Here is an 18,981-nt window from a genome sequence, read left to right as displayed (position 1 = left end):
CATCAGCCGACATGGATGGTCGGCTGATCCCGGCTTCTGCTGTTACTTCACGTCGACCTTGAGCTGCTGCCAGAGCGACAGATAGGTTTCGCGCTGGGCGTCTGTGATCGGCGCCTGGAACTGAATGCGCTTGGCGACTGCCGGGTCACCCATCACCTTGCGGTTGAACGCATCCCCGGGAAGTGCTTCTACAGCCTTGGTGTTGGCGGATACCGGGGCTCCGACCTTGGTGACCCATTCGACATAGAACTTCGGGTCGATCATGTAGTTGATGAAGGCCTCGGCGCCGGCGACATTCTTGGAACCGACCGGAATGGAGAAGGCGTCGAGCCAGGCGACAGCGCCCTCCTGCGGGATCACGAGCGCGACCGGCAGCTTGAAATGGGTCTTGGCGCGGTCGGCCGAGCCGCTCCAATAGGTGCCGATGTCGATCTGGTTAGAGGCAGCCATCTGGTTCCAGTCGTTCTCCGAGCTCCAGAACGTCTTGATCTGCGGCATCAGCGAGGTGAGCTTCGCCTTGACCGCCTCGATATCCTTGATGTCGTTGATGTTCTGGCCGGTGGCAATGGCGCCGAACTGAACCGCCTCGACGGCATCATCACGGATGGTGACGCGGCCTTTGTGAGCGGGATCCCACATTTCGGCGATGCTCGTCGGCGGCTTATCGAAGGATTTTTCATTGATGGCGAGCGCCGTCAGCCCCCAGACCCACAGCACGCCATAGACCTTGCCGTCATGGACGAGCATCGGCGATCCGGCCTTGTCCTTGCTGATGTCGGGAAAGTTCGGCAGCTTGGACGTGTCGATCGGCTGGATCAGCTTTTCCGCCATCGCCTGGTCGTTGAAGGCGGCGTTGATCATGACGACATCGTAAAGGCCGGGATTGGTCCTGAGCTTGGTCAGCATCTCCTGTTCGGAATTGAAAAAATCGTTGACGACCTTGTTGCCGGTCGCCTTCTCGAAGGCTTCGATGGCCCACGGCTCGTCGGCGCCGTAGCCCTTCCAGTTGAGTACGTGCACCTCGTCGGCCTTGGCGGCAAATGCGAGTGCGGAGGTGAAGACGGCGGTCGCCGTCAGCAGGGCAGTCAAGTCGGGCATGCGCATGTTCGTTCCTCTCTGTGTTTGCCCGCTTCCCGGGCTTTGTCAGGCTGTCGGGCGTTTGGCCTCTTGCTTCCGGCCATGGAGGCCGATCGGCGGACCGCCGGCATGGCTTAGGAATGTCTGGATCTCGTGGTCGGTCGGCGCTGATGAACCACCGTGGCGGGTGACGGAAATGGCCGCCGCCGCATTGGCGTAGCGCGCTGCTTCAAAAGGCGGCACGCCGCGCGCCAGCGCACTCACGAAAGCGCCGATATGGGTGTCGCCGGCGCCATTGGTGTCGATGGCGTCGACCTTGAAGCCGGCACTCGTTTGCGCCGAGCCATCGGCCAGCCGTATGTGGCAGCCTTTCGCTCCGGCGCGAATAACGACGCCGACGGCCTTCGGGGAGTGGTCGCTAAGAAGCCGTGACGCGAGTGTCTCGACGCCGCCCGGACCGGCAATCGCGGCCGCTTCCGTCGTGTTGCAGCTCAACCAGTTGGTGCGGGCGAGTATCCGCGACAGGATAGGGCGGGGAATGTCGACGACGACAGGTGTCGGGTCGAGGACAAGCGGTGTGTCGGCCGGAAGTGCCTCGATCCAGTCGACAAGCGCGTCTCGGCTTCCCGGATAGCTAAGCGTATAGCCGGAGGTGAACACCCAATCCCCCGGTGCGACCGAGACGGGCGCCATCATGTCAAGGCTGAGCAAGCTCTCCGCACCAGGCCACGAGACGAAGGTGCGCTCGGCATCGCTGCTGATCATGGCGACGCAATTGCCGCTGTCCATGACGGGCGATGGCGGCGTCAGTGTCTCGATCCCCTCACTGGCTAAGGCCGTGCGCAGGAAGTCGCCATTGGGTCCGCTGCCGAGCTGGCCGCCGAACACCACCTTCATGCCGGTGCGGCTGGCCGCGGCCATCATGTTGAAGCCGCCGCCGGCGACTTGCGTGTAGCTCGACGCCGTCTTCTCCGTACCCGGCGCCGGCAAGGCGTCGATGCGATAGACATAGTCGACCACCGTGCTGCCGACATGGACGAGACGCCCACTCATGCCGCCGCATCCTTGCCGGGACCGGTCCTGTCCGCACGGCGCTTGGATATACGGGCCGCAACAAGGTCGGCGGTGAGCGCGCCAACCGCCGCTATGTCGATGCCCTTGAGGTCAGCAATGCGGTTCTGAGGCAATCGGGAAAAGCCGGTGCAGGCGCCGGCCATGCCGGTCGCGATGGCGCCGATCGTATCGGTGTCGCCACCGAGATTGGCACTAATCACCGCCGCTTGCCAGGGATCACCGCCGGCGATTTCCAGCACCGCGAATGCAGCCGGAATGGACTCCTGACTGGCGACGCCGGTGCCGACCAGATCGGTGATCAGCCGGATCGCGTCCTTCGTCGCCTTGCCGCGCACAAGCTCCTGCGCCCACCCAATGCGCGCGGCAATGTCACCGCCGGTCACCCAATGGCCGAGCGTTGCTCCGCCCCTCGCCGCGGCGATGGCGCTGTCGGAAGCGGCGCGCCAGTCGCCGCCGGCGACGCCGCGGCTGACGGCCGCCGCAACGGCGGCTGCGGCCGCAATGGCAATCGAGGTGTTGTGCGTGGCCCGGCAGGTCTCGGCAACTTTGGCGACCAGCGCGTCCAGCGGCTCTGGCGGCATCATGATGCCGACCGGCGCAATGCGCATGGCCGCACCATTTGTGTCGCCGCTGCGCCCCGCTTCCTCGGCCGGCACGCCATTGTTGATGGCGTCGATGGCGCGTTTGGTCGATGGTCCCAGCAGATCGTAGCTGCCGCGCGCTTTGACGTCGCGCTCCCAGTCGAGCAGCGCGTTGACCCACCGCGTATGATCGAAGCGGTTACCGGATTCGACCAGGATACGGCCAAGCAGAAGCGCCTGTTCGGTGTCGTCGGTGATCGTTCCAGCGGGAAGCCCCTTCGACACCGGATGGTCGGCGAAAGGAGCAATGAAGCCCTCTACATGGGCGTAGAGTTCGGCAATCCGGGCCGGCGACAAAAGCTGCGTCGGCATGCCCAGCGCATCCCCCAGTGCCCCGCCGACAAGCGCCCCCATGGCCCGATCAGTCATATTCCCGGTGTTGTCGTCCGGCATCACTCAGAACCTCATATGCAGCGCAAAATGCGCCGGGTTGAGCAGGCTGGTCACATATTCGATCGGCCGGTCATCGGCGGCGCGGGTCAACCGGCGACCGCGAAGGAACGGCGTGCCTTGCGGGCAACCGAGGATTGCAGAGTCCTCGGCGTTGAGCATTTCGATGCCGACCCATTCCTCGCCATGGTCGGGAATGAGGCCCGCGCCGCGCAGCGTCTGGTGCAGCGAGCCTTCGCGCAGGCCGCGCAACGGCACATCCTCCAGTTCCGGCGATAATGGCAGGCGGCTGCGCTCGATGGAGATGGCGTGGCCGTCGCTGGCATTGGTGCGCACCCGGTCGACAGCGATGAAAAACGGGTTTTCTATACCAAGCAGTGCGGCAAGACCGGGGTCCTCGATCACCTCGAGCCGCAGCGTCCGCGTCTCGGCGTTGGCGCCGGCGTTGGCGAGCGCCCGCGACCAACCGATGGAGTCATCAACGGGTTTGCCATCGAAGGTGACGAAAGAGCCGATGCCGACTTTGGTGGTGATCAGCCCGCGGTTGGACAGTTCCTCGAGGCCTTTGCGGACGGTGTTGCGGCTGACGGAGAAACGCTGGACGAGCTTGTTCTCGCTTTGCAGCCGGTCGCCGAAGCCGAGAACACCGGAGCGGATTTCATGTTCGAGAACGGTGGCGATCTGTTCGGGTTTGCCCGTGCCGGGAGACAGTTGAACCGAGCGCCGCTTCATATGGTACCTGTTCAGTGAGCCTGTATAATCCTGTTCATATCACGGCAGGCTTGTCAACGAGTGCCGCATGGAGCAGTTCGTGATCCCGAGTCCGGTTCAACAGGACGGCATAAGGAGCGTCAGCCTAGCGCCGCCGCAGCCGAGACGCGGGATCGACCGCTCCCGTCGAGGGGCGTCGTTTAGCAGGAGCTCGCGACCAAGGTGAATTCCAGGATCGCAGTCGGATGTGGGGAAAGGATGCCACACAACGCACTAGATACGGCGCACGACGGCCGCCTCGCCATCGTTGATCTCGCGGTCGCCGCCTGGCGAGGCCGTCAAACTACTCCTGTCGAGTGAGGTGAATTACGAAGGGAAATTACCAGCCCGGACCCGCGAGAGGCAGGCGTGTCTTTCGAGAGTTGGAAAATCTTACAAGTTTCGTCGGTCTGCTGCATTCTTCTTAAACATGGCCAAGACAAGCCGCTTGCCTTCGCGCACACTGTCTTCGAGCGGCTTCGCCTTCGCCAGATGCGCCGCAATCGCGCTAGCCAGCATGCAACCCGTCCCGCGCATTGATGCGACAAGACGAGGTGCGTCGAAGCGGATTGGTTCTTGATCCGAACGCAACAGAATATCGGTTGATCGAGGTCCTGATGCGTGGCCCCCTTTGATCAGCAGGCCCGGCACGCCGGCTGCCAGCAATTTCCGTCCCAGTCTCACCGCGTCGCTCTCGTCGGCTGGCGGTTCCGCACCAACAAGGAGCGCCAGCTCGAGGAGATTGGGGGTCACAAGGCAGCAAAGCGGCATCAGATCGCGCCTCATGGCAGCGATGGCACCTGCTTCCAGAAGCCCCCGGCCGGAGCTCGAGGCCAGCACCGGATCGAGCACTGCCGGCACCTGCGGATTTTCGCGCAGCACGCCGGCAATGGCAACGACGATCTCAGCCGTTGCGAGCATGCCGATCTTAATTGCCGCCACCTTGTTGGCCTGCAGCGCGGCGCACATCTGATCGGCCACAAGATCGGGCTGCGAAGGATGGATTTCCATCACGGCTTCGTGCGTCTGCACCGTCAGCGCTGTGACAGCCAGGCAGGTGCGCACGCCAATGGAAGAGATCGTCTCGATATCACGTGCAATTCCAGCCCCACCGCTGGAGTCTGATCCGCCGACCACGAGCACATGCGGTTCTCGCCTCAGCGCCATGGCTTTGTCTTTTCGATCCATTCTCGCGTGCGCGCTTCGGGATCGGCATTCAACGTGATGTCGGTGACCACCGCCGCGCTGTCCGCACCAGCCTCGAAGACACCGTCGAGCCGGTCGGGGTTGAGGCCGCCGATGGAGACCAATGGGATCGGCGCCACCCGATACTTCCACTCGCTCATCCGCTCGAGCCCTTGCGGCGCCCATTTCATCTGCTTCAGGATGGTGGGATAGATAGGGCCGAGCGCGATATAGTCGGGCTCGGCAGCGATCGCCGTTTCCAGTTCGAGATGATCGTGCGTGCTGAGCCCGAGCTTCAATCCGGCGTACTTAATCGCCAGCAGGTCGGCCGCGGCCAAATCCTCTTGGCCGAGATGGACGAAGTCGCAGCCTTCCTCAATGGCGAGCCGCCAATAGTCGTTGACGATCAGTTGGCAACCATGGACCGCGCAGACGTCGTTCGCGCGGCGGATTTCCGTCCGCAGCGTGGTCTCGTCCCTATCCTTGATGCGCAACTGAACCAGCTTGACGCCAAGTGGCACCAGCCGTTCGATCCAGGCGGCGCTGTCGACGATCAGGTAGAAGGGATCGAGCTTCATGAGAAAACCGCCCTGCCGAATGTTGGTGTCGATGGCACCGCGACGTCGCGGGGTTCGAGCATCCCCGAGCTGAAAGCTTCTCGACCGGCCTCGACCGCCTTGCCGAACGCACACGCCATGCCGACCGGATCGGCCGCCTTGGCGACCGCTGTGTTCAGGAGCACAGCATCAAAGCCGAACTCCATGACTGTTGCCGCGTGCGATGGCCGTCCGAGACCAGCATCCACGATCAGCGGGACATCAGGGAAATGTCCGCGCATCGAGCGCAGCGCCATGATGTTGACCGGCCCGAGGGCGGAACCGATCGGTGCGCACCAGGGCATCAAGACCTTGCAGCCCGCCGCAAGCAGCCGCTCGGCGACGACAAGGTCGTCGGTAGTATACGGGAACACCGCAAAACCGTCCTCGCACAGGATGCGGGCGGCTTCGAGCAGACCGAACACGTCCGGCTGCAGCGTGTCGTGATTGCCGATCACTTCGAGCTTGATCCAGGGCGTGCCGAAGACTTCGCGCGCCATTTGTGCGGTCGTGACCGCTTCCTTGACGGAGTGGCAGCCAGCAGTGTTGGGCAGGATTCTGACACCAAGCGAGCGGATCAACGACCAGAATTTTTCGCCAGCCCTGCCGCCTGCCATTTCACGGCGCAACGAGACGGTCACCACCGAGGTGCCCGACACCTTGACCGCGTCGGCAAGGATGGCCGGCGAAGGGTATTGAGCCGTGCCCAGAAGCAGGCGAGAAGGAAGCGTCGTCCCGAGAAGGTCGAACATGCTAGCCTCCCTGCATGGGCGAGAGGATTTCAATCCGGTCGCCATCGCTCAACCGGAATTCTGCCCGGTTGGCCTTATGTACGAGGTCGCTGTTGACGGCGGTCGCCAGCCAATCGCCCTCATAGTCAAGCGCGGCAAGCAGCTCGGCCAGCGTGGTGGCGGCAACCTCATGCGCTTCGCCGTTGACCATCAGTTTCATGAGCAAGCTCCTTGGTTCTGTCTTGATTGAAAACCAGGTCGGCAGCCTGGCGCGCCATGGCGGGGGCGAGAAGAAAACCGTGACGATAGAGCCCATTGATCGCGATGATCTCACCGTTCGTTTCGACGCGCGGCAAATTGTCGGGAAAGGCTGGACGGACGCCGACACCGGCTTCAACGATCTCGGCCTCGCCAAAGGCCGGATGAAGGGCATAGGCGGCACCCAGAAGCTCCATCATCGAACGCGCCGTGACTGGTCGGGCGGACTGGCTTTCAATCATCGTCGCGCCGATCATGAAACGGTGGTCGGTGCGCGGCACTGCATAGAGTGGAAAGCGCGGATGCAGCATCCTGACGGGGCGCGACAGCGAGAAGTCTGGCGTGTTTAGGATCAGCATTTCGCCGCGAACGCCGCGAAGCCTGTCATCGACGGCGGCCATCCCCGGGCAGTCGATCTGACGATCGAAACCGGAAACATGCCGGGCGTCGGTGCCGAAGTGGAATTTGACACCCATGGCTGCGAGCTTGTCATGAAGTGCTGCCATCGCCTGGCGCGGGTCGAGATGAGCCTCATCTGGGAAGAGCAGTCCGCGCCGGAAGCGGCCGGCGAGGTCGGGTTCCAGGAGCGCAATTTCGTCTTCATCGACACGCCGATGGCCCGACGTGCGGCTGGCGAAGCGGTCGAGCTCGCCGGCATCACGCGGGGGGGCCACGACAAGTGTTCCGCCCCGTGTCACCTGACCCGGCAGCACCGCATCCCACCAGTCGGCAGCGTCACGTCCAAGGTCCAGCACCGGCTGCTCGGCGCTTTCACGCTCGCACCATGGCGCCAGCATGCCGCCGGCGAACCACGACGCATTGCCTCCAAGGCCATGCCGGATCTCGGCGACAGTGACCGTCGCGCCGCGGGCGGCGAGTTCGAAGGCGGCGGTGAGGCCGGCGACGCCGGCCCCCTTTATCAGCACCTTCATGATGGCTTACCTGGCTGAGGCGTGAGCGGTGCGCCGGTCTCGTCCGCTGGCACGTAGAGATCGCCGCCCTCGCGGTATTTCGCCGCCATCGCCGCCATGCCCTCTTTCTGTGCCTCGGCGCGGATGTCGTGAGAGATGCGCATCGAGCAGAATTTCGGTCCGCACATCGAGCAGAAATGCGCCAGCTTGTGCGCCTCCTTGGGCAAGGTCTGGTCGTGGAAGGACCGTGCGGTTTCGGGGTCGAGCGACAGGTTGAACTGGTCCTCCCAGCGGAACTCGAAGCGCGCGCGGGAAAGGGCGTCATCCCTGACTTTCGCCGCCGGGTGGCCCTTCGCCAGGTCGGCCGCGTGCGCTGCGATCTTGTAGGTGATCACGCCGGTCTTGACGTCATCGCGGTCGGGAAGGCCGAGATGCTCCTTGGGCGTGACGTAGCAGAGCATGGCCGTTCCGAACCAGCCGATCATCGCCGCGCCGATGCCGGAAGTGATGTGGTCGTAGCCCGGCGCGATGTCGGTCGTCAGCGGTCCAAGCGTATAGAACGGCGCCTCGCCACAGACGGCGAGCTGCTTGTCCATGTTCGCCTTGATCTTGTGCATCGGCACGTGGCCGGGCCCCTCGATCATCACCTGGCAATCTTTCGCCCAGGCGATCTGCGTCAGCTCGCCGAGCGTTTCCAGCTCGGCGAATTGCGCCGCGTCGTTGGCATCGGCAATCGAGCCGGGACGAAGGCCGTCGCCGAGCGAAAAGGACACATCATAGGCGCGGCAGATGTCGCAGATTTCAGCGAAATGCTCGTAGAGGAAGCTCTCCCGGTGATGGTGCAGGCACCATTTGGCCATGATGGAGCCGCCGCGCGAGACGATACCCGTGACCCGGTCAACGGTCAGCGGGATGTAGTGCAGCCGCACGCCGGCATGGATGGTGAAATAGTCGACGCCCTGTTCGGCCTGCTCGACCAGCGTGTCGCGATACACTTCCCAGGTCAGGTCCTCGGCAATGCCGCCGACCTTTTCGAGCGCCTGGTAGAGCGGCACAGTGCCGATCGGCACCGGCGCATTGCGCACGATCCATTCGCGGATGTTGTGGATGTTGCGGCCGGTCGATAGGTCCATCACTGTGTCGGCGCCCCAGCGGATCGCCCACACCATTTTTTCGACCTCTTCCGCCATCGAGGAGGTGACGGCGGAATTACCGATATTGGCGTTGATCTTCACCAGGAAATTGCGGCCGATGATCATCGGCTCGCTCTCGGGATGATTGATGTTGGCGGGAATGATCGCGCGTCCGCGCGCTACCTCTTCGCGCACGAATTCAGGCGTGACGAAGTCGGGGATCGCCGCGCCGAAGGCCTCGCCGTCGCGCTCAAGCTTGCCGTGCAGGATCTCGCGACCAAGGTTCTCGCGGATGGCGACGAACTCCATTTCGGGCGTGATGATGCCAGCGCGCGCATAGGCAAGCTGTGTCACCGCCTTGCCGGTCTGGGCCCGGAGTGGCCGGTTGCGGACTGGAAATTCCGGTGTTAGGCGCTCGCCCGCCGCAAACCCATTGTCTTCTGGCCGGACGTGGCGGCCGTCATAGGCTTCGACATCGCCGCGCGCGGTGACCCATTCATGGCGAAGCCGTGCAAGGCCGTTTTCGATGCTGGTTTCGACAGTCGGGTCGGTATAGGGGCCGGACGGATCGTAAGCGGTCACCGGCGGCTCGCCTGCCGTCGGATGGACGGAGATTTCGCGCATCGGCACCCTGAGCTGCGGGTGGATGGTACCGGATTTGTGGATTTTGCGTGAGGCAGGCAGCGGTCCCGTCGAGACGGCGGGGGTGAGGGCATTCATCTTGAGGCTCCTTTGCTCGTTGCATTGGAGACCCAGTTCTGTGCCGGAAGGATGAAAAGACGCTTCTAGCGACCTGCTGAAACAGGACCTCGGGCGTAAACTCCCGCAAAGCGCTTGCACCGTCCCTACGCCAGTATGAACTGGATCAGGTTCAACGGGTCACTGCGCCGCGAATGCCAGCAGTATCTCAGCCCCTTGCCGGGACTCCCCTGGTGAATGCGTGAGGTTGGACGGGACGGCTCCGGTTTGTCAAGCGCGTTCTGGCCGCGGCTGATCGGCGGCCGGTCAGACCGTGCGGAAAAAATCGTGCATGTCTCGGCGACAAGTCAAGCGTCGGAGATGAAGGCAGGGACAAGGGAATCGCAAACCGTCGGACTAAAAATCAATCCTGATGATCACACCTTCAATGGGCACCAAAGGTTTGCGCGTAGATCGCCTCGATTCTTCCTGCCTCGTCACTGGTCAGCGCGGCGAATTCCTTTTCGCGCGCGCGGTTCGATAGATGTCCATCATTCTGGTGAAGAAAACGGAAGAGCAGATCGGTCAACCGCTCGGGCATGTCGATAAAGGCGTCCACCTGCTGCCGGAACTGATCGTAGCGCTGCAGAAATGCGGTTTCCTCGGGAAGGTCCCGTTCGATCGTCCGCTGAACGCAAGCATAGAGGAATTCGGCGTGCGGGGTTGCATCGAAGAACCGGTAGAAATCACCGGTGTCATTCAGCACCCGGACGTTGAATTGCGGCGTCGGTTCCCATTCCACCAACGGCAGAAGGCGCTGCGAATAGCTCTCGAGCACGCCCCTGTACTCGTTGATCTGGTCCAGGATCGCGGCCGAGACGGGAAAGACCACTCCCGGCGGATTGAAGCCGCGCATGGCAAGGACGTGGTGGATTAGGTAGCGGTGAATGCGGCCGTTTCCGTCCTCGAACGGGTGAATGTAGACAAAACCGAAGGCGAGGATTGCGGCGGCTACGACTGCATCAAGCTTTTGCGCGGGGCCCTGATCGAACGCCGCCATTCCATCGATTAGCCGCGGCAGGTCCTCGGGCCGAGCGCTGATGTGATCGGGCAAGGGCGTGCCGTTGTCTCGGTCATGCTCACCGACGAAACCTCCTTCTTTTCGGAAGCCAAGTCTTACGAAACGAGCGTCACCAAGTACAATTCTTTGCAGACGCAGCAGCTCATCGCGATCGATCGGCCAGCGGCCGGCTTCGCCGATGGCGCGGCCCCAGCGCTGGATGCGATCTTGCGGCGGGTGCTCGCCCTCGATCGCATAGCTTGATCGCGAGTCTTTGAGCAAAAGAAAGGCGGCGGTCCGAGCAAGGAGGTCGCGCGGCACGTCCGCTACGATTGCCTCCGCGCGCCGCGGTAGTTCAAGGCCGATGAATTTTTCGAGAATCTTGGTGCGGAACACCAGAGGGCAGAACTCACGCGTGCCGGGGAGATTGTCCCTTACGCGATAGCGCGAAGCGGTCTTGTCGGGTCCGGGCCACTGCAGCTCGGGATCGACAACCGGAATGTATCGTCCGGCCTCCGCGTCAGGCAGATCGATACGCGCGCCCCTCAGCCATTCATATAAAAACCAGATGCGGCGGGCATAACTGCCGGTCGGGCTTTCACGGACCAGCGCCTCGATCGGCGCGGGACCGGTCACTTGGAACAGCCGCTTGAGGACGGCAAGGTCCAGTCCCTCGTACTTGAGCGCAAAGGTCAGGTGGCCTTCGAGGGTAGGATTTGGGGCATGGCGGGGGGTCATGATCCGCCAGCCTTCCCGTTCGGTAATGCGATGATGCTCGCCAGTGGCGAACAACCTACGGGGCAAGGGCGCGGCGAGCCTGTAGGCTCCGATCAGGGCGCTGTACCCGGCCGGGGTCGCCGTTTCAGGAAGGCGGATTTCCTGAAAAACGGTAACAGGACCTGAAAATTGGTGCTGTTGCACCGCAGGCATGAAAAGCGAATCCTTCCATCGAATTTTGGTTTAGTCGGCCAAAACCTACGAAAAATGATCCTATCCCATGAAAATTGATGCCACAAGACAAATTTTCCGAAAACCGATTCTAAAACGGTGCTGAAGTCGATCAAGCAAGAACTCCGCCACCGGCTCAAGGAAGCGACTTCAGACCAGAAAGGTGAGTCCAGGAACCGCCATTCGCCCGTCTCTTAGTCACGAGGCCGGCACAGATGGCCCGCCTTACGTCGAGCCGGATTGCTCGAGCGCGCCGTTCGGGGCTCACTCATAGAGCGCTCCGGTGCGCGATCCCGATTTGATAGCCGCGATCACGCTCGCGACCGATCTTGGTGACGTGGCGGCGTCGGAGTAGAAAAGTGATGCAGGATCTCGGTGGCGTCGTGTGTGTGTGTGACCTGAAGTGAGTTCTCTGCGGTATGGGGGGCGGCACGCAGCGCGCGCGTCTTCTCGGCAAACAGATCGACGAAGCGGCACCGAAGGGAAGTTCCTGGCATTCATTCTCGCCATCGCTGCCCCAATTTGCCGACCGGACTGCCGATCGATCTCGCCCAATACTTTGCGCGCCCAAGGGCCGAAGCTGAACTGGGCGGCACCTGCTCATTCGGGAGCTGACTCATGCTTGGCGCGCTAGCCCGAGAGAGCTGTGCCTGATCGAATGCGTGAAATCGTAGCTCGGGGTGGAGAGGCTGACGCGGTCATCTGTCACCCGCCTTCGGGCTGTAACGGAAAGCGCGACATCGTCTCCAATGCTCGTTCCCCACGTCGAGGGGCCCAGCGGCTTGGCTGCGGGGGGACTGTCAGCTAGTGGCCGCTGGGCCTTGACGACCAGCGAGCGTAAGAGGAGGCCCTGTGCTGGCTGACGAAAACTTGCGAGCAAAGCCACGGAAAAGCATCATTCGAACGAACTCTTTCGTCGAGACGAGGAGGGCAGTGAGGCGGTAGCCGCCGCTTTGAAGCTCTCCGGCAGCTGCTACGCTGGTCGTTCAGAGGGTCGCAGCTGCGCTTGCGCCGTCATATCAGATAAGTCTAATATAATCCGCGCCTGGCCATCGAACGCCGCGGCGCCCTCGGGTCGGCGCTATTCATCGGGTGGGCATGTCGGGCACGCAAGGGAGGACGAAATGAGACTGGTTCAGTCATTTGCATTTGCTGCTGTGCTGCTTCTTTCGTCTGCATTGTCTGCGGCCGCCCACTCGGCTCGTGAGGACATCGAAGCGGCGTTGGTAAAATTCATGGACGCCTTCAACAGCGGAAACGCAGCAGCGGTAGGTCAAATGTATACCGACGATGCCGCCCTGCTGCCACCCGACGGCAAACGCGTCGATGACCGCAAGGGCGTGGAAGAATTCTGGTAGGGCGCAATCAAGGCCGGGATGAAGAATCTCACCCTGAGGGCGCTGGAAGTGGAAGGGAGCGGGAATCTCGCCTACGAAGTTGGCGCATTTACGCTCGGTGTGCCGAGCAAAGGCGGCGCCCTCTCCACCGTCGCGGGCAAGTATCTCGTCGTCTGGAAAAAGGGCGACGACGGGACATGGCGCCTGCATCGGGACATCTGGAACTTAGGTGCGGCCGAATAGGGATAGATATCCAGGCCCTCATCGACCGTCTTGCGAAGGGTAGGGCGGCTGTATTGACCGGGATCTGGTGCTCTATTGCCAGCGCTGTCGAGTGGCAGGACGATGGGGACCGGCTAACCGCGCGGTATAGCTTCGGTCTGGCGCGCTTTCCAATGGATTTGCCGCCAATTTGGCGGATCGCTGATCAGTCGCGGTGATTGCGACCACGTCGCCAATTCCAATTCCCCGCTTCATGAAACGAGTCTGGAGCGTGCACGGCCTTAAGCAAGGGATTGCTAATGTGCGAGACAGCACGCTTCGCTCTAGCGGGTATGGCCCAGCGGCTTGGTTGAGGGGGGACTAGCAGCTAGAGGCCGCTGGGCCTTGACCAGCAGCATGCTTAAGAAGGGGCGCTGGCTGGCTGGCCAAAAACTTGCGCTCAAGGCAACGCAAAAGCATCATTCGAACGGACACTGCCCGCCAGAAGCTTATTCCAGCCGATAGAGCCACCATGGAATGCAAGCCCAGCAAACCAGATTCACCAAACATCGCATCAGGACCTGCGCTTGCCCGTCCATGGCCGCGCCAGTCCTTCGGCAATCAGCATTGCGACGCGGAGCAGCCAGCCGACCCATTATAGACCGCGACGGACGGTGATTAGGGCCAGCGCGGCGATAGGCAGCGAGCTTAACCGTTGGCGTAAGTGGAGTGTTTCACGATCTCAATTGGTTGGCTCCGCCAGGTTTCCAGCTGGCTGCCACCGGGCACGTGCCAGCTGGAGTAAACAATGAAATATTCGAAACCGGCTTTTTGGGCGGGAGCCGCGCTAGCTGCCTGCCTTTTGCCGAAACCGGCTTGGCCGAGCCAGTTCGGCTGCGCATATTGCAATGAGGGGTGAGAAACCTGGCATTCGACGGGAGCAGTGCAGTAACATGTGCGAAGCCTAGTCGAGTCTGCAAGCGGCAATCATTCGTCGTGAGTCGACGCTAGTGTGTGCGTTTCGCAGCACTCCGGCTGGCTATCTCGCGTAAGACGGCATGAAGAAGCGTTCCAATTTCCTGTTCGGCGCGCCCGGGTGCAATTCCTGATTCGGACAACTGAACGAGAATTGTCTTGGCGGTGCTGCGCCAGAACGCATTCGCCTCCTCGCCGTTCTTGGATTCCAGCACGCGGGCAACTCCCTCGACCAACTTCCGCCGCCGATACAGCGGAAACGCCCTTATGTTTGACACCGATCACCTCACCCATTCAGTCTCGCGATTAAGCATTGGCGGGTTAGAAAATCTGGTTAACGGCGTATTCTTTTTGGTAGTAGTAAGAGTTCTGTGCGGGCGGTGAACGGTGCCGCGATTAGCCAATGAGCGCGATGGCTTGGGCGCAAACTGTCGGGCAGGAATGGGTAAGAGCGGGCCGATCTCCGCTCTTCAGGGCCGGAAAAATCTCGACAATGCTCCCAATCGATTCCAGATCGAAGACGACGTCGTCAGAGCCGGTGTCATTGGCTGGCGTTCCGGAATAGCCGATGTCGTCACAATAGGATTTGATCGTCGCTGCTGCGCGACGGAGCAAGCCCGCACGCTCCGGCATCGTCAGCCGATCGACTTCATTGCCCCGCGCAGCAGTATAACCGCTGTTCCTGGGGCTCCCAAGCAGGATGTAGCTCCCCCTTTTGTTGACGCGATGTAGGTGGCCGATCATGATAACCAAGGGCGCAAAGAGCGACCCTCATGCTGGTGGGAGGATAAAAATGCAGCCACTTGTCATAGACGCGAAGCCTCAACCTATTTCAATTGATCCCGCTAACGCTGCAGTTCTCGTGGTGGACATGCAAAATGACTTCGGCTCCAAAGGTGGAATGTTCGACAGAGCCGGAATCGATATCTCCGGGATTCAACGGGCTGTCGACCCTACTGCCAGCGTAATAGCTGCCGCTCGCAATTTGAGAGTGCCCATCGTCTGTCTGAAGATGGGGTATTATTCCGACCTCTCGGACCTTGGGACATCGGACGCCCCCAACCTATCCGACATCTCCAGATCTTTCGGGTCGGTGAGAGCATGACAGCCCCGGACGGTAGCGAGGGCCGGATTCTGATCCGCGACACCTGGGGAACAGATATCGTTAACGACCTCAAGCCAGAGGCAGGGGATGTCGTCCTCTACAAAACGCGGTTCAGCGGTTTCTACGAGACCGAACTCGATTCTGTTCTGAAGACCGCAGGCATCAAACACCTCATCATGACAGGATGCACGACCAGCGTGTGTGTGGAGTCGACAATTCGGGATGCCTTCTTCAGGGACTATCACTGCATACTGCTAACGGATTGCACTAGCGAGCCCATCTCCTGGGAACGCCTCAAGGAGCAATCATGACGCCTCGATCACGCTCGTGCAGATACTCTTTGGATGGACATCGACGTCCGACCATTTCCTGAAGGCGATCGAGGAGCGAGTTCAGGGGGGTCTTGAACTAGCCGAATGAACTGGCGAGGCCGCGTATCACCCGAATTCAGATCACGGCCTTGAGATTGGGTGCGGTGACGTAGGCCCATGGCAGGAGATCGTCGATTCGGCTGTTAATAGCCGTTGACGATCCTAGTGAGGACGTCGGCGAGATAGCCGAGCGGCTCGATGCCGTTAAGTTTGCATGTTTATGCCGACCGTCGAACTATGCCGAGTGCCTCTTTCACCATGGCGGTCAGAGCGTGCTTCTCCCGCCGTTTTTTGGCCGCAGGCCAGTCGTTGACACTCGGCATAATTCTCATGCTCAAAGGGCGTTCAGGAATTCCAGAAGCCGGTCGTTTGGTCGAAATCGCTCGGCTTTGGCGCGTTCGTACGGCTTCAGCTTGGCGAGTGCGGATTCCTTCAGCTCAAGATGTGCGTGAAGATAGATCAGCGTCGTTTCCATCGTCTCATGGCCCAGCCACAGGGCAATGACCGAGCAATCGACACCGGCCTGCAGCAATTCCACGGCGGCGGTGTGCCGCTTATGTCTTGGTCGACATAGACGGCACACCTGCGCCATGCACACGCTGCAGGCGACCCGGGATGTCCGCAAAGTCTCGCTCTGGCTCGGTCACGCCAGCCTCCAAAGCACTGAAATCTACCTGCGGGCCGAGCCGACCGCTTGCCGCGATGGCGCCACCGTCGCTCAAGTCGGGTCGCTTCCGCACTCCCGCCAGGCTGCTGGCAGTGCTGAAGTCCGTCAGCCGATCGGCAGATTATGTCGAGTGATCGCTGCTCAAATACCGCAGGCGGCAAGCAATTGCCGCTGCGGACTCCGCATAATCAGACGCTCCACATAATTCCGGAAGTCGACTGGCCTCGTCGCCACCATGACCTTGACCGCACCAGTCGGCCCGATCACGACGTCACCGGGCGCGGCCTTGTCGCTGATCGTGGTTCTGAACGGCCTGCCGCGGATGGCGCCGTTCAGCCCGGTCTCCCGCATCAATCGTTCAATGGTGCAGCGGGCCACATCGAAGCCTTCGCGCTTCAATTGCCGCCACACCTTGCGCACGCCATAGACGGCGAAGTTCTCTGCAAACACTCTTGTGATCTCCGGCTTCAGAGCTAAATCCCGTTTCGCCCGCAATGACAGGCGGGAAGGATCGTGGTGTTGTGCCGCACGCGCGTGATAGGTGGACGGGGCAATCGGCAGAACCCTGCAGATTGGCTCGATCCCGTAGTCGCCACGATGATCATCAATGAAGGCGATCATTTTGAACGGGCGGTCGAGCTCCCCCTTGGCAAAATAAGCGGCTGCTTTCCGCAGGATCTCATTGGCCTGCCGAAGCTCCCGGTTCTCCCGCTCCAGAGCCTTCATCCGCGCCGTCATCTCGGTGGGGAACCCCTGCACGTTGGCCGCTGTCCACCTCCATCCGCTTCAGCCAGCCATCCAGTGCGGCTGGCGTGAGATAACGAGCCGCCACGTTTCACTCAGAACCCCGGCCCCCGCCGGGGTTTTTCATTTGCCCGGGTGATGCTAGGCTTGATAGTCTCTCTTCCGCATTTGCTTCGGGGGATGCCATGCGCACGATCGTTTTGCTGTGCAGTGCCGTGCTTTTCTCGCTCGCCCACATCCCGGCCCGCGCCGAGGAACCTTCGGTCGAACGCGGCCTCTACGTCTCGATTACCGGCAGCTGCCACGACTGTCACACCATGGGTTATCGGGAAAGCGGCGGGAAGATCGACCCGGAGAAGGCGCTCAAGGGCAGCAACATCGGTTTCCAGGGTCCATGGGGGACGAGCTATCCGGCCAACCTGCGGCTCATGGTGGCAGACGACGGCGAAGATGAGTTCGTGCGCATTGCCCGCTTTTTCGACGCAGCGCCGCCAATGCCCTGGTACAATCTCCGCAAGATGGACGAAACCGACGTGCGCTCGCTCTACCGCTATATCCGGTCGCTTGGCCCCGCCGGAGCGGCAGCACCGCAGCTGGTTGCGCCCGGCGAAAAGGTGATGACGCCCTTCATCGTGCTGGAGCCGCCGCAGATGCCGCCGCCCTGCAGTCGCGATCTCGATTGCGGCATAGGTGAAATCTGCGGCACAGCGGAACCGCGGATGTGCGTTAAGCGGTAGGCCTCAGAACAGCCGTCTGGCTCCGGTCGGGGTTTTTATTTGTCGCCATGGTGATATGTTGCCCGCATGGCGAAGTTTCGCAGGTTCTGGAGGCCAGGGGAACGGGGGAGAGGCAAAGATAGCCCCGGCCATAATTGCTCCCATCATGACCGAAATTGCTGCGGCAATGGACGTCCAATTTGCCCACACGGCGCCGGCTTTTAGTGTTTGACCGTGCCTTCAACTCTGCTGTCATACACGGATATCGCCACTCTCACGCTGCTGACGACGCCATGCTTGGACCAATGGGCACCTTCCGGTTGCGTTCGAACGCTTCGGCGCCCCATGTTTTGAGGCACAGCGCTGCCATGGAGCTGCTGCAGGCGGGCGTCGATTGTTCGGTCCCGCTCGACGGTGTTGCTGTCAATCTCGATGCGACCGTCGTCGAGGAAGCGCGAGAGGCCCTCCCAGCGCGTGAGAGTGTAGCGGATCGTCTCGGCGAGCTTTGTCTTGTGGCTGATCAGGCCGAGCTTCTCGCGCAGCCAAGGTTCGAGATCGGCGACGATAGCGCGGCTCCTTTCCTGGCGACGCACGGCGTTCGTCTGCCGACCTCGTCACTCCAAACCTGGTCGAAAACGCGTTGGCGAAGCTCTGGATCGGACGGGTATAAACCGGCCTGTTGAAAGGGATTTTTGGAACCCCCATGCTTCAGAAAGGCCGTCACTGGTGATCAAAATTAGCGCCCGTCGGGATGAACGAGTGAACGGTATGTAAAAGGAGGACATTTGCAATGATTGTCCGCCCCAACCGGCTACGAAAATTGTCCCCAACTGGCGGTTGGTAGACGCCAAGCAGCCCCGCACGTATCGTTTGTTACGATCGGTCGCACCGGGCACAGCCCACCCCAGCGCCCACGCCCCCGTGCTCGGCGCATCGATCGACCCGTCGTGCTGTAGAGTGCGGCGGGTTTTTCAATGCCGATCGCGCACTCTTCACTGCCTTGGTGAGGGTCAGACGGTCCTTGCCGTTCTTTTTGATCAGCTTGCTGACCTGGCTCGGCAACACGCCATTTTCCCGCGCGAAATGTTCCACCTCATAAAGCGCATCGACCGACAGGCGGCCTCGGTCGAACAAGTGAACAAGTCTCGATTGCTTTTGTTCTCGTCCATTTCCGTTCCTACTCACTCGACATCCGACGCAGCTGGGAAATGAGGATCCGCCCGCCAATCGAGGAATGTCGGGCGGATCCTATCAGCGCAGGAAGGGACTTTTCTGCGCAGATACAAATTCGGGGCTGTTGGAGCGTCATTTCTGGCTAGCGAGCATCAGCTAGCAACCATTCCTATCACCAAGAAGGTGATGGAGACGGCGAAAACCGGTGCAAGCAGCCAGCGAGCTTGGTGGACACTGTTCTCCATAGGCTCCTCCGTTGA

Annotated in this window: 19 protein-coding genes, 4 pseudogenes, 1 riboswitch and 1 other annotated feature; of the genes and pseudogenes, 5 read left to right on the top strand and 18 right to left on the bottom strand. The window is 61.4% G+C overall.

The annotated features are described in order from the left end of the window. Positions 1-42: 42 nt before the first annotated feature. From NKI67_RS02670 to NKI67_RS02620, 11 genes are all read right to left on the bottom strand, one after another. The gene (locus NKI67_RS02670; RefSeq protein ID WP_352644417.1) at positions 43-1,104 is read right to left on the bottom strand and encodes an ABC transporter substrate-binding protein; all 1,062 of its coding nucleotides are present in this window, start codon (positions 1,102-1,104) and stop codon (positions 43-45) included. Positions 1,105-1,143: 39 nt separating this feature from the next. After that, positions 1,144-2,130 (bottom strand): PfkB family carbohydrate kinase, encoded by a 987-nt coding sequence (locus tag NKI67_RS02665; protein WP_023674321.1) that lies wholly within the window; start codon positions 2,128-2,130, stop codon positions 1,144-1,146. After that, positions 2,127-3,161, bottom strand: coding sequence for an ADP-ribosylglycohydrolase family protein (locus tag NKI67_RS02660; RefSeq protein WP_352644415.1), 1,035 nt, complete (start codon positions 3,159-3,161; stop codon positions 2,127-2,129). The genes NKI67_RS02665 and NKI67_RS02660 overlap by 4 nt, the downstream gene beginning before the upstream one ends. A gap of 27 nt (positions 3,162-3,188) precedes the next feature. Beyond that, entirely contained in the window at positions 3,189-3,914 is a 726-nt protein-coding gene (locus tag NKI67_RS02655; protein WP_023679209.1) for a GntR family transcriptional regulator, read from the bottom strand. A 411-nt stretch (positions 3,915-4,325) separates the two neighbouring features. Beyond that, on the bottom strand, positions 4,326-5,099 hold the full coding sequence (locus NKI67_RS02650) for a hydroxymethylpyrimidine/phosphomethylpyrimidine kinase (protein WP_023679208.1): 774 nt from the start codon (positions 5,097-5,099) through the stop codon (positions 4,326-4,328). Further along, the gene (locus NKI67_RS02645) at positions 5,090-5,695 is read right to left on the bottom strand and encodes a thiamine phosphate synthase (RefSeq protein WP_023679207.1); all 606 of its coding nucleotides are present in this window, start codon (positions 5,693-5,695) and stop codon (positions 5,090-5,092) included. The genes NKI67_RS02650 and NKI67_RS02645 overlap by 10 nt, the downstream gene beginning before the upstream one ends. Next, positions 5,692-6,465, bottom strand: coding sequence for a thiazole synthase (locus NKI67_RS02640; RefSeq protein ID WP_352644413.1), 774 nt, complete (start codon positions 6,463-6,465; stop codon positions 5,692-5,694). Before NKI67_RS02640 ends, NKI67_RS02645 begins: the two co-directional genes overlap by 4 nt. 1 nt (position 6,466) lies before the next feature. Further along, positions 6,467-6,664 (bottom strand): sulfur carrier protein ThiS, encoded by a 198-nt coding sequence (gene thiS, locus NKI67_RS02635; RefSeq protein WP_126104944.1) that lies wholly within the window; start codon positions 6,662-6,664, stop codon positions 6,467-6,469. Continuing rightward, complete coding sequence (thiO, locus tag NKI67_RS02630; RefSeq protein WP_352644411.1) at positions 6,633-7,634, bottom strand: glycine oxidase ThiO; 1,002 nt, start codon at positions 7,632-7,634, stop codon at positions 6,633-6,635. The genes thiS and thiO overlap by 32 nt, the downstream gene beginning before the upstream one ends. Beyond that, positions 7,631-9,466, bottom strand: a complete 1,836-nt coding sequence (gene thiC, locus NKI67_RS02625) for a phosphomethylpyrimidine synthase ThiC (RefSeq protein WP_352644409.1) — start codon at positions 9,464-9,466, stop codon at positions 7,631-7,633. The genes thiO and thiC overlap by 4 nt, the downstream gene beginning before the upstream one ends. A 104-nt stretch (positions 9,467-9,570) precedes the next feature. Then, positions 9,571-9,687, bottom strand: a riboswitch (TPP riboswitch). A gap of 182 nt (positions 9,688-9,869) precedes the next feature. After that, positions 9,870-11,414 carry a Fic family protein gene (locus NKI67_RS02620; RefSeq protein WP_023679202.1) on the bottom strand — a complete coding sequence of 515 codons (1,545 nt, stop codon included), beginning with the start codon at positions 11,412-11,414 and terminating at the stop codon, positions 9,870-9,872. Positions 11,415-12,556: 1,142 nt separating this feature from the next. Here NKI67_RS02620 and NKI67_RS02615 point away from each other — a divergent pair. Next, entirely contained in the window at positions 12,557-12,790 is a 234-nt protein-coding gene (locus tag NKI67_RS02615; RefSeq protein ID WP_352644407.1) for a YybH family protein, read from the top strand. Positions 12,791-12,808: 18 nt separating this feature from the next. Then, entirely contained in the window at positions 12,809-13,012 is a 204-nt protein-coding gene (locus tag NKI67_RS02610; protein ID WP_352644405.1) for a YybH family protein, read from the top strand. Between the two features lie 965 nt (positions 13,013-13,977). Here NKI67_RS02610 and NKI67_RS02605 read toward each other — a convergent pair. Then, the gene (locus NKI67_RS02605) at positions 13,978-14,223 is read right to left on the bottom strand and encodes a DUF6074 family protein (RefSeq protein ID WP_084641544.1); all 246 of its coding nucleotides are present in this window, start codon (positions 14,221-14,223) and stop codon (positions 13,978-13,980) included. Positions 14,224-14,341: 118 nt separating this feature from the next. After that, positions 14,342-14,689 carry a hypothetical protein gene (locus tag NKI67_RS02600; RefSeq protein WP_352644403.1) on the bottom strand — a complete coding sequence of 116 codons (348 nt, stop codon included), beginning with the start codon at positions 14,687-14,689 and terminating at the stop codon, positions 14,342-14,344. Between NKI67_RS02600 and NKI67_RS02595 the strand changes: the two genes are divergently transcribed. Further along, positions 14,688-15,050, top strand: coding sequence for a cysteine hydrolase family protein (locus NKI67_RS02595; RefSeq protein ID WP_352644401.1), 363 nt, complete (start codon positions 14,688-14,690; stop codon positions 15,048-15,050). The two genes, NKI67_RS02600 and NKI67_RS02595, sit on opposite strands and share 2 nt — an antisense overlap. Continuing rightward, complete coding sequence (locus tag NKI67_RS02590; RefSeq protein WP_352644399.1) at positions 15,047-15,361, top strand: cysteine hydrolase family protein; 315 nt, start codon at positions 15,047-15,049, stop codon at positions 15,359-15,361. Before NKI67_RS02595 ends, NKI67_RS02590 begins: the two co-directional genes overlap by 4 nt. 136 nt (positions 15,362-15,497) lie before the next feature. Here the strand turns inward: NKI67_RS02590 and NKI67_RS02585 are convergent. From NKI67_RS02585 to NKI67_RS02575, 3 pseudogenes are all read right to left on the bottom strand, one after another. Continuing rightward, a pseudogene (locus NKI67_RS02585) lies at positions 15,498-15,639 on the bottom strand (transposase domain-containing protein); the annotation flags it as partial. Positions 15,640-15,755: 116 nt separating this feature from the next. Beyond that, positions 15,756-15,974 (bottom strand): annotated as a pseudogene (locus NKI67_RS02580) (tyrosine-type recombinase/integrase); the annotation flags it as partial. Positions 15,975-16,367: 393 nt separating this feature from the next. Further along, positions 16,368-16,890: pseudogene (locus tag NKI67_RS02575) on the bottom strand (IS3 family transposase); the annotation flags it as partial. Then, positions 16,635-16,749, bottom strand: a sequence feature (AL1L pseudoknot). It overlaps the preceding pseudogene by 115 nt. 127 nt (positions 16,891-17,017) lie before the next feature. Here NKI67_RS02575 and NKI67_RS02570 point away from each other — a divergent pair. Then, entirely contained in the window at positions 17,018-17,569 is a 552-nt protein-coding gene (locus NKI67_RS02570) for a hypothetical protein (RefSeq protein WP_352644397.1), read from the top strand. A gap of 383 nt (positions 17,570-17,952) precedes the next feature. Here the strand turns inward: NKI67_RS02570 and NKI67_RS02565 are convergent. Then, positions 17,953-18,160 (bottom strand): annotated as a pseudogene (locus tag NKI67_RS02565) (IS66 family transposase); the annotation flags it as partial. A 261-nt stretch (positions 18,161-18,421) separates the two neighbouring features. Continuing rightward, complete coding sequence (locus tag NKI67_RS02560; protein WP_352644395.1) at positions 18,422-18,682, bottom strand: hypothetical protein; 261 nt, start codon at positions 18,680-18,682, stop codon at positions 18,422-18,424. Positions 18,683-18,981: the final 299 nt, after the last annotated feature.

Origin of the sequence: Mesorhizobium sp. M0408, assembly GCF_040321495.1 — a bacterium.
GTDB lineage: Bacteria > Pseudomonadota > Alphaproteobacteria > Rhizobiales > Rhizobiaceae > Mesorhizobium.
The sequence above is the reverse complement of the archived record's forward strand: the minus strand, read 5'-3'. Positions and strand labels throughout refer to the sequence as shown.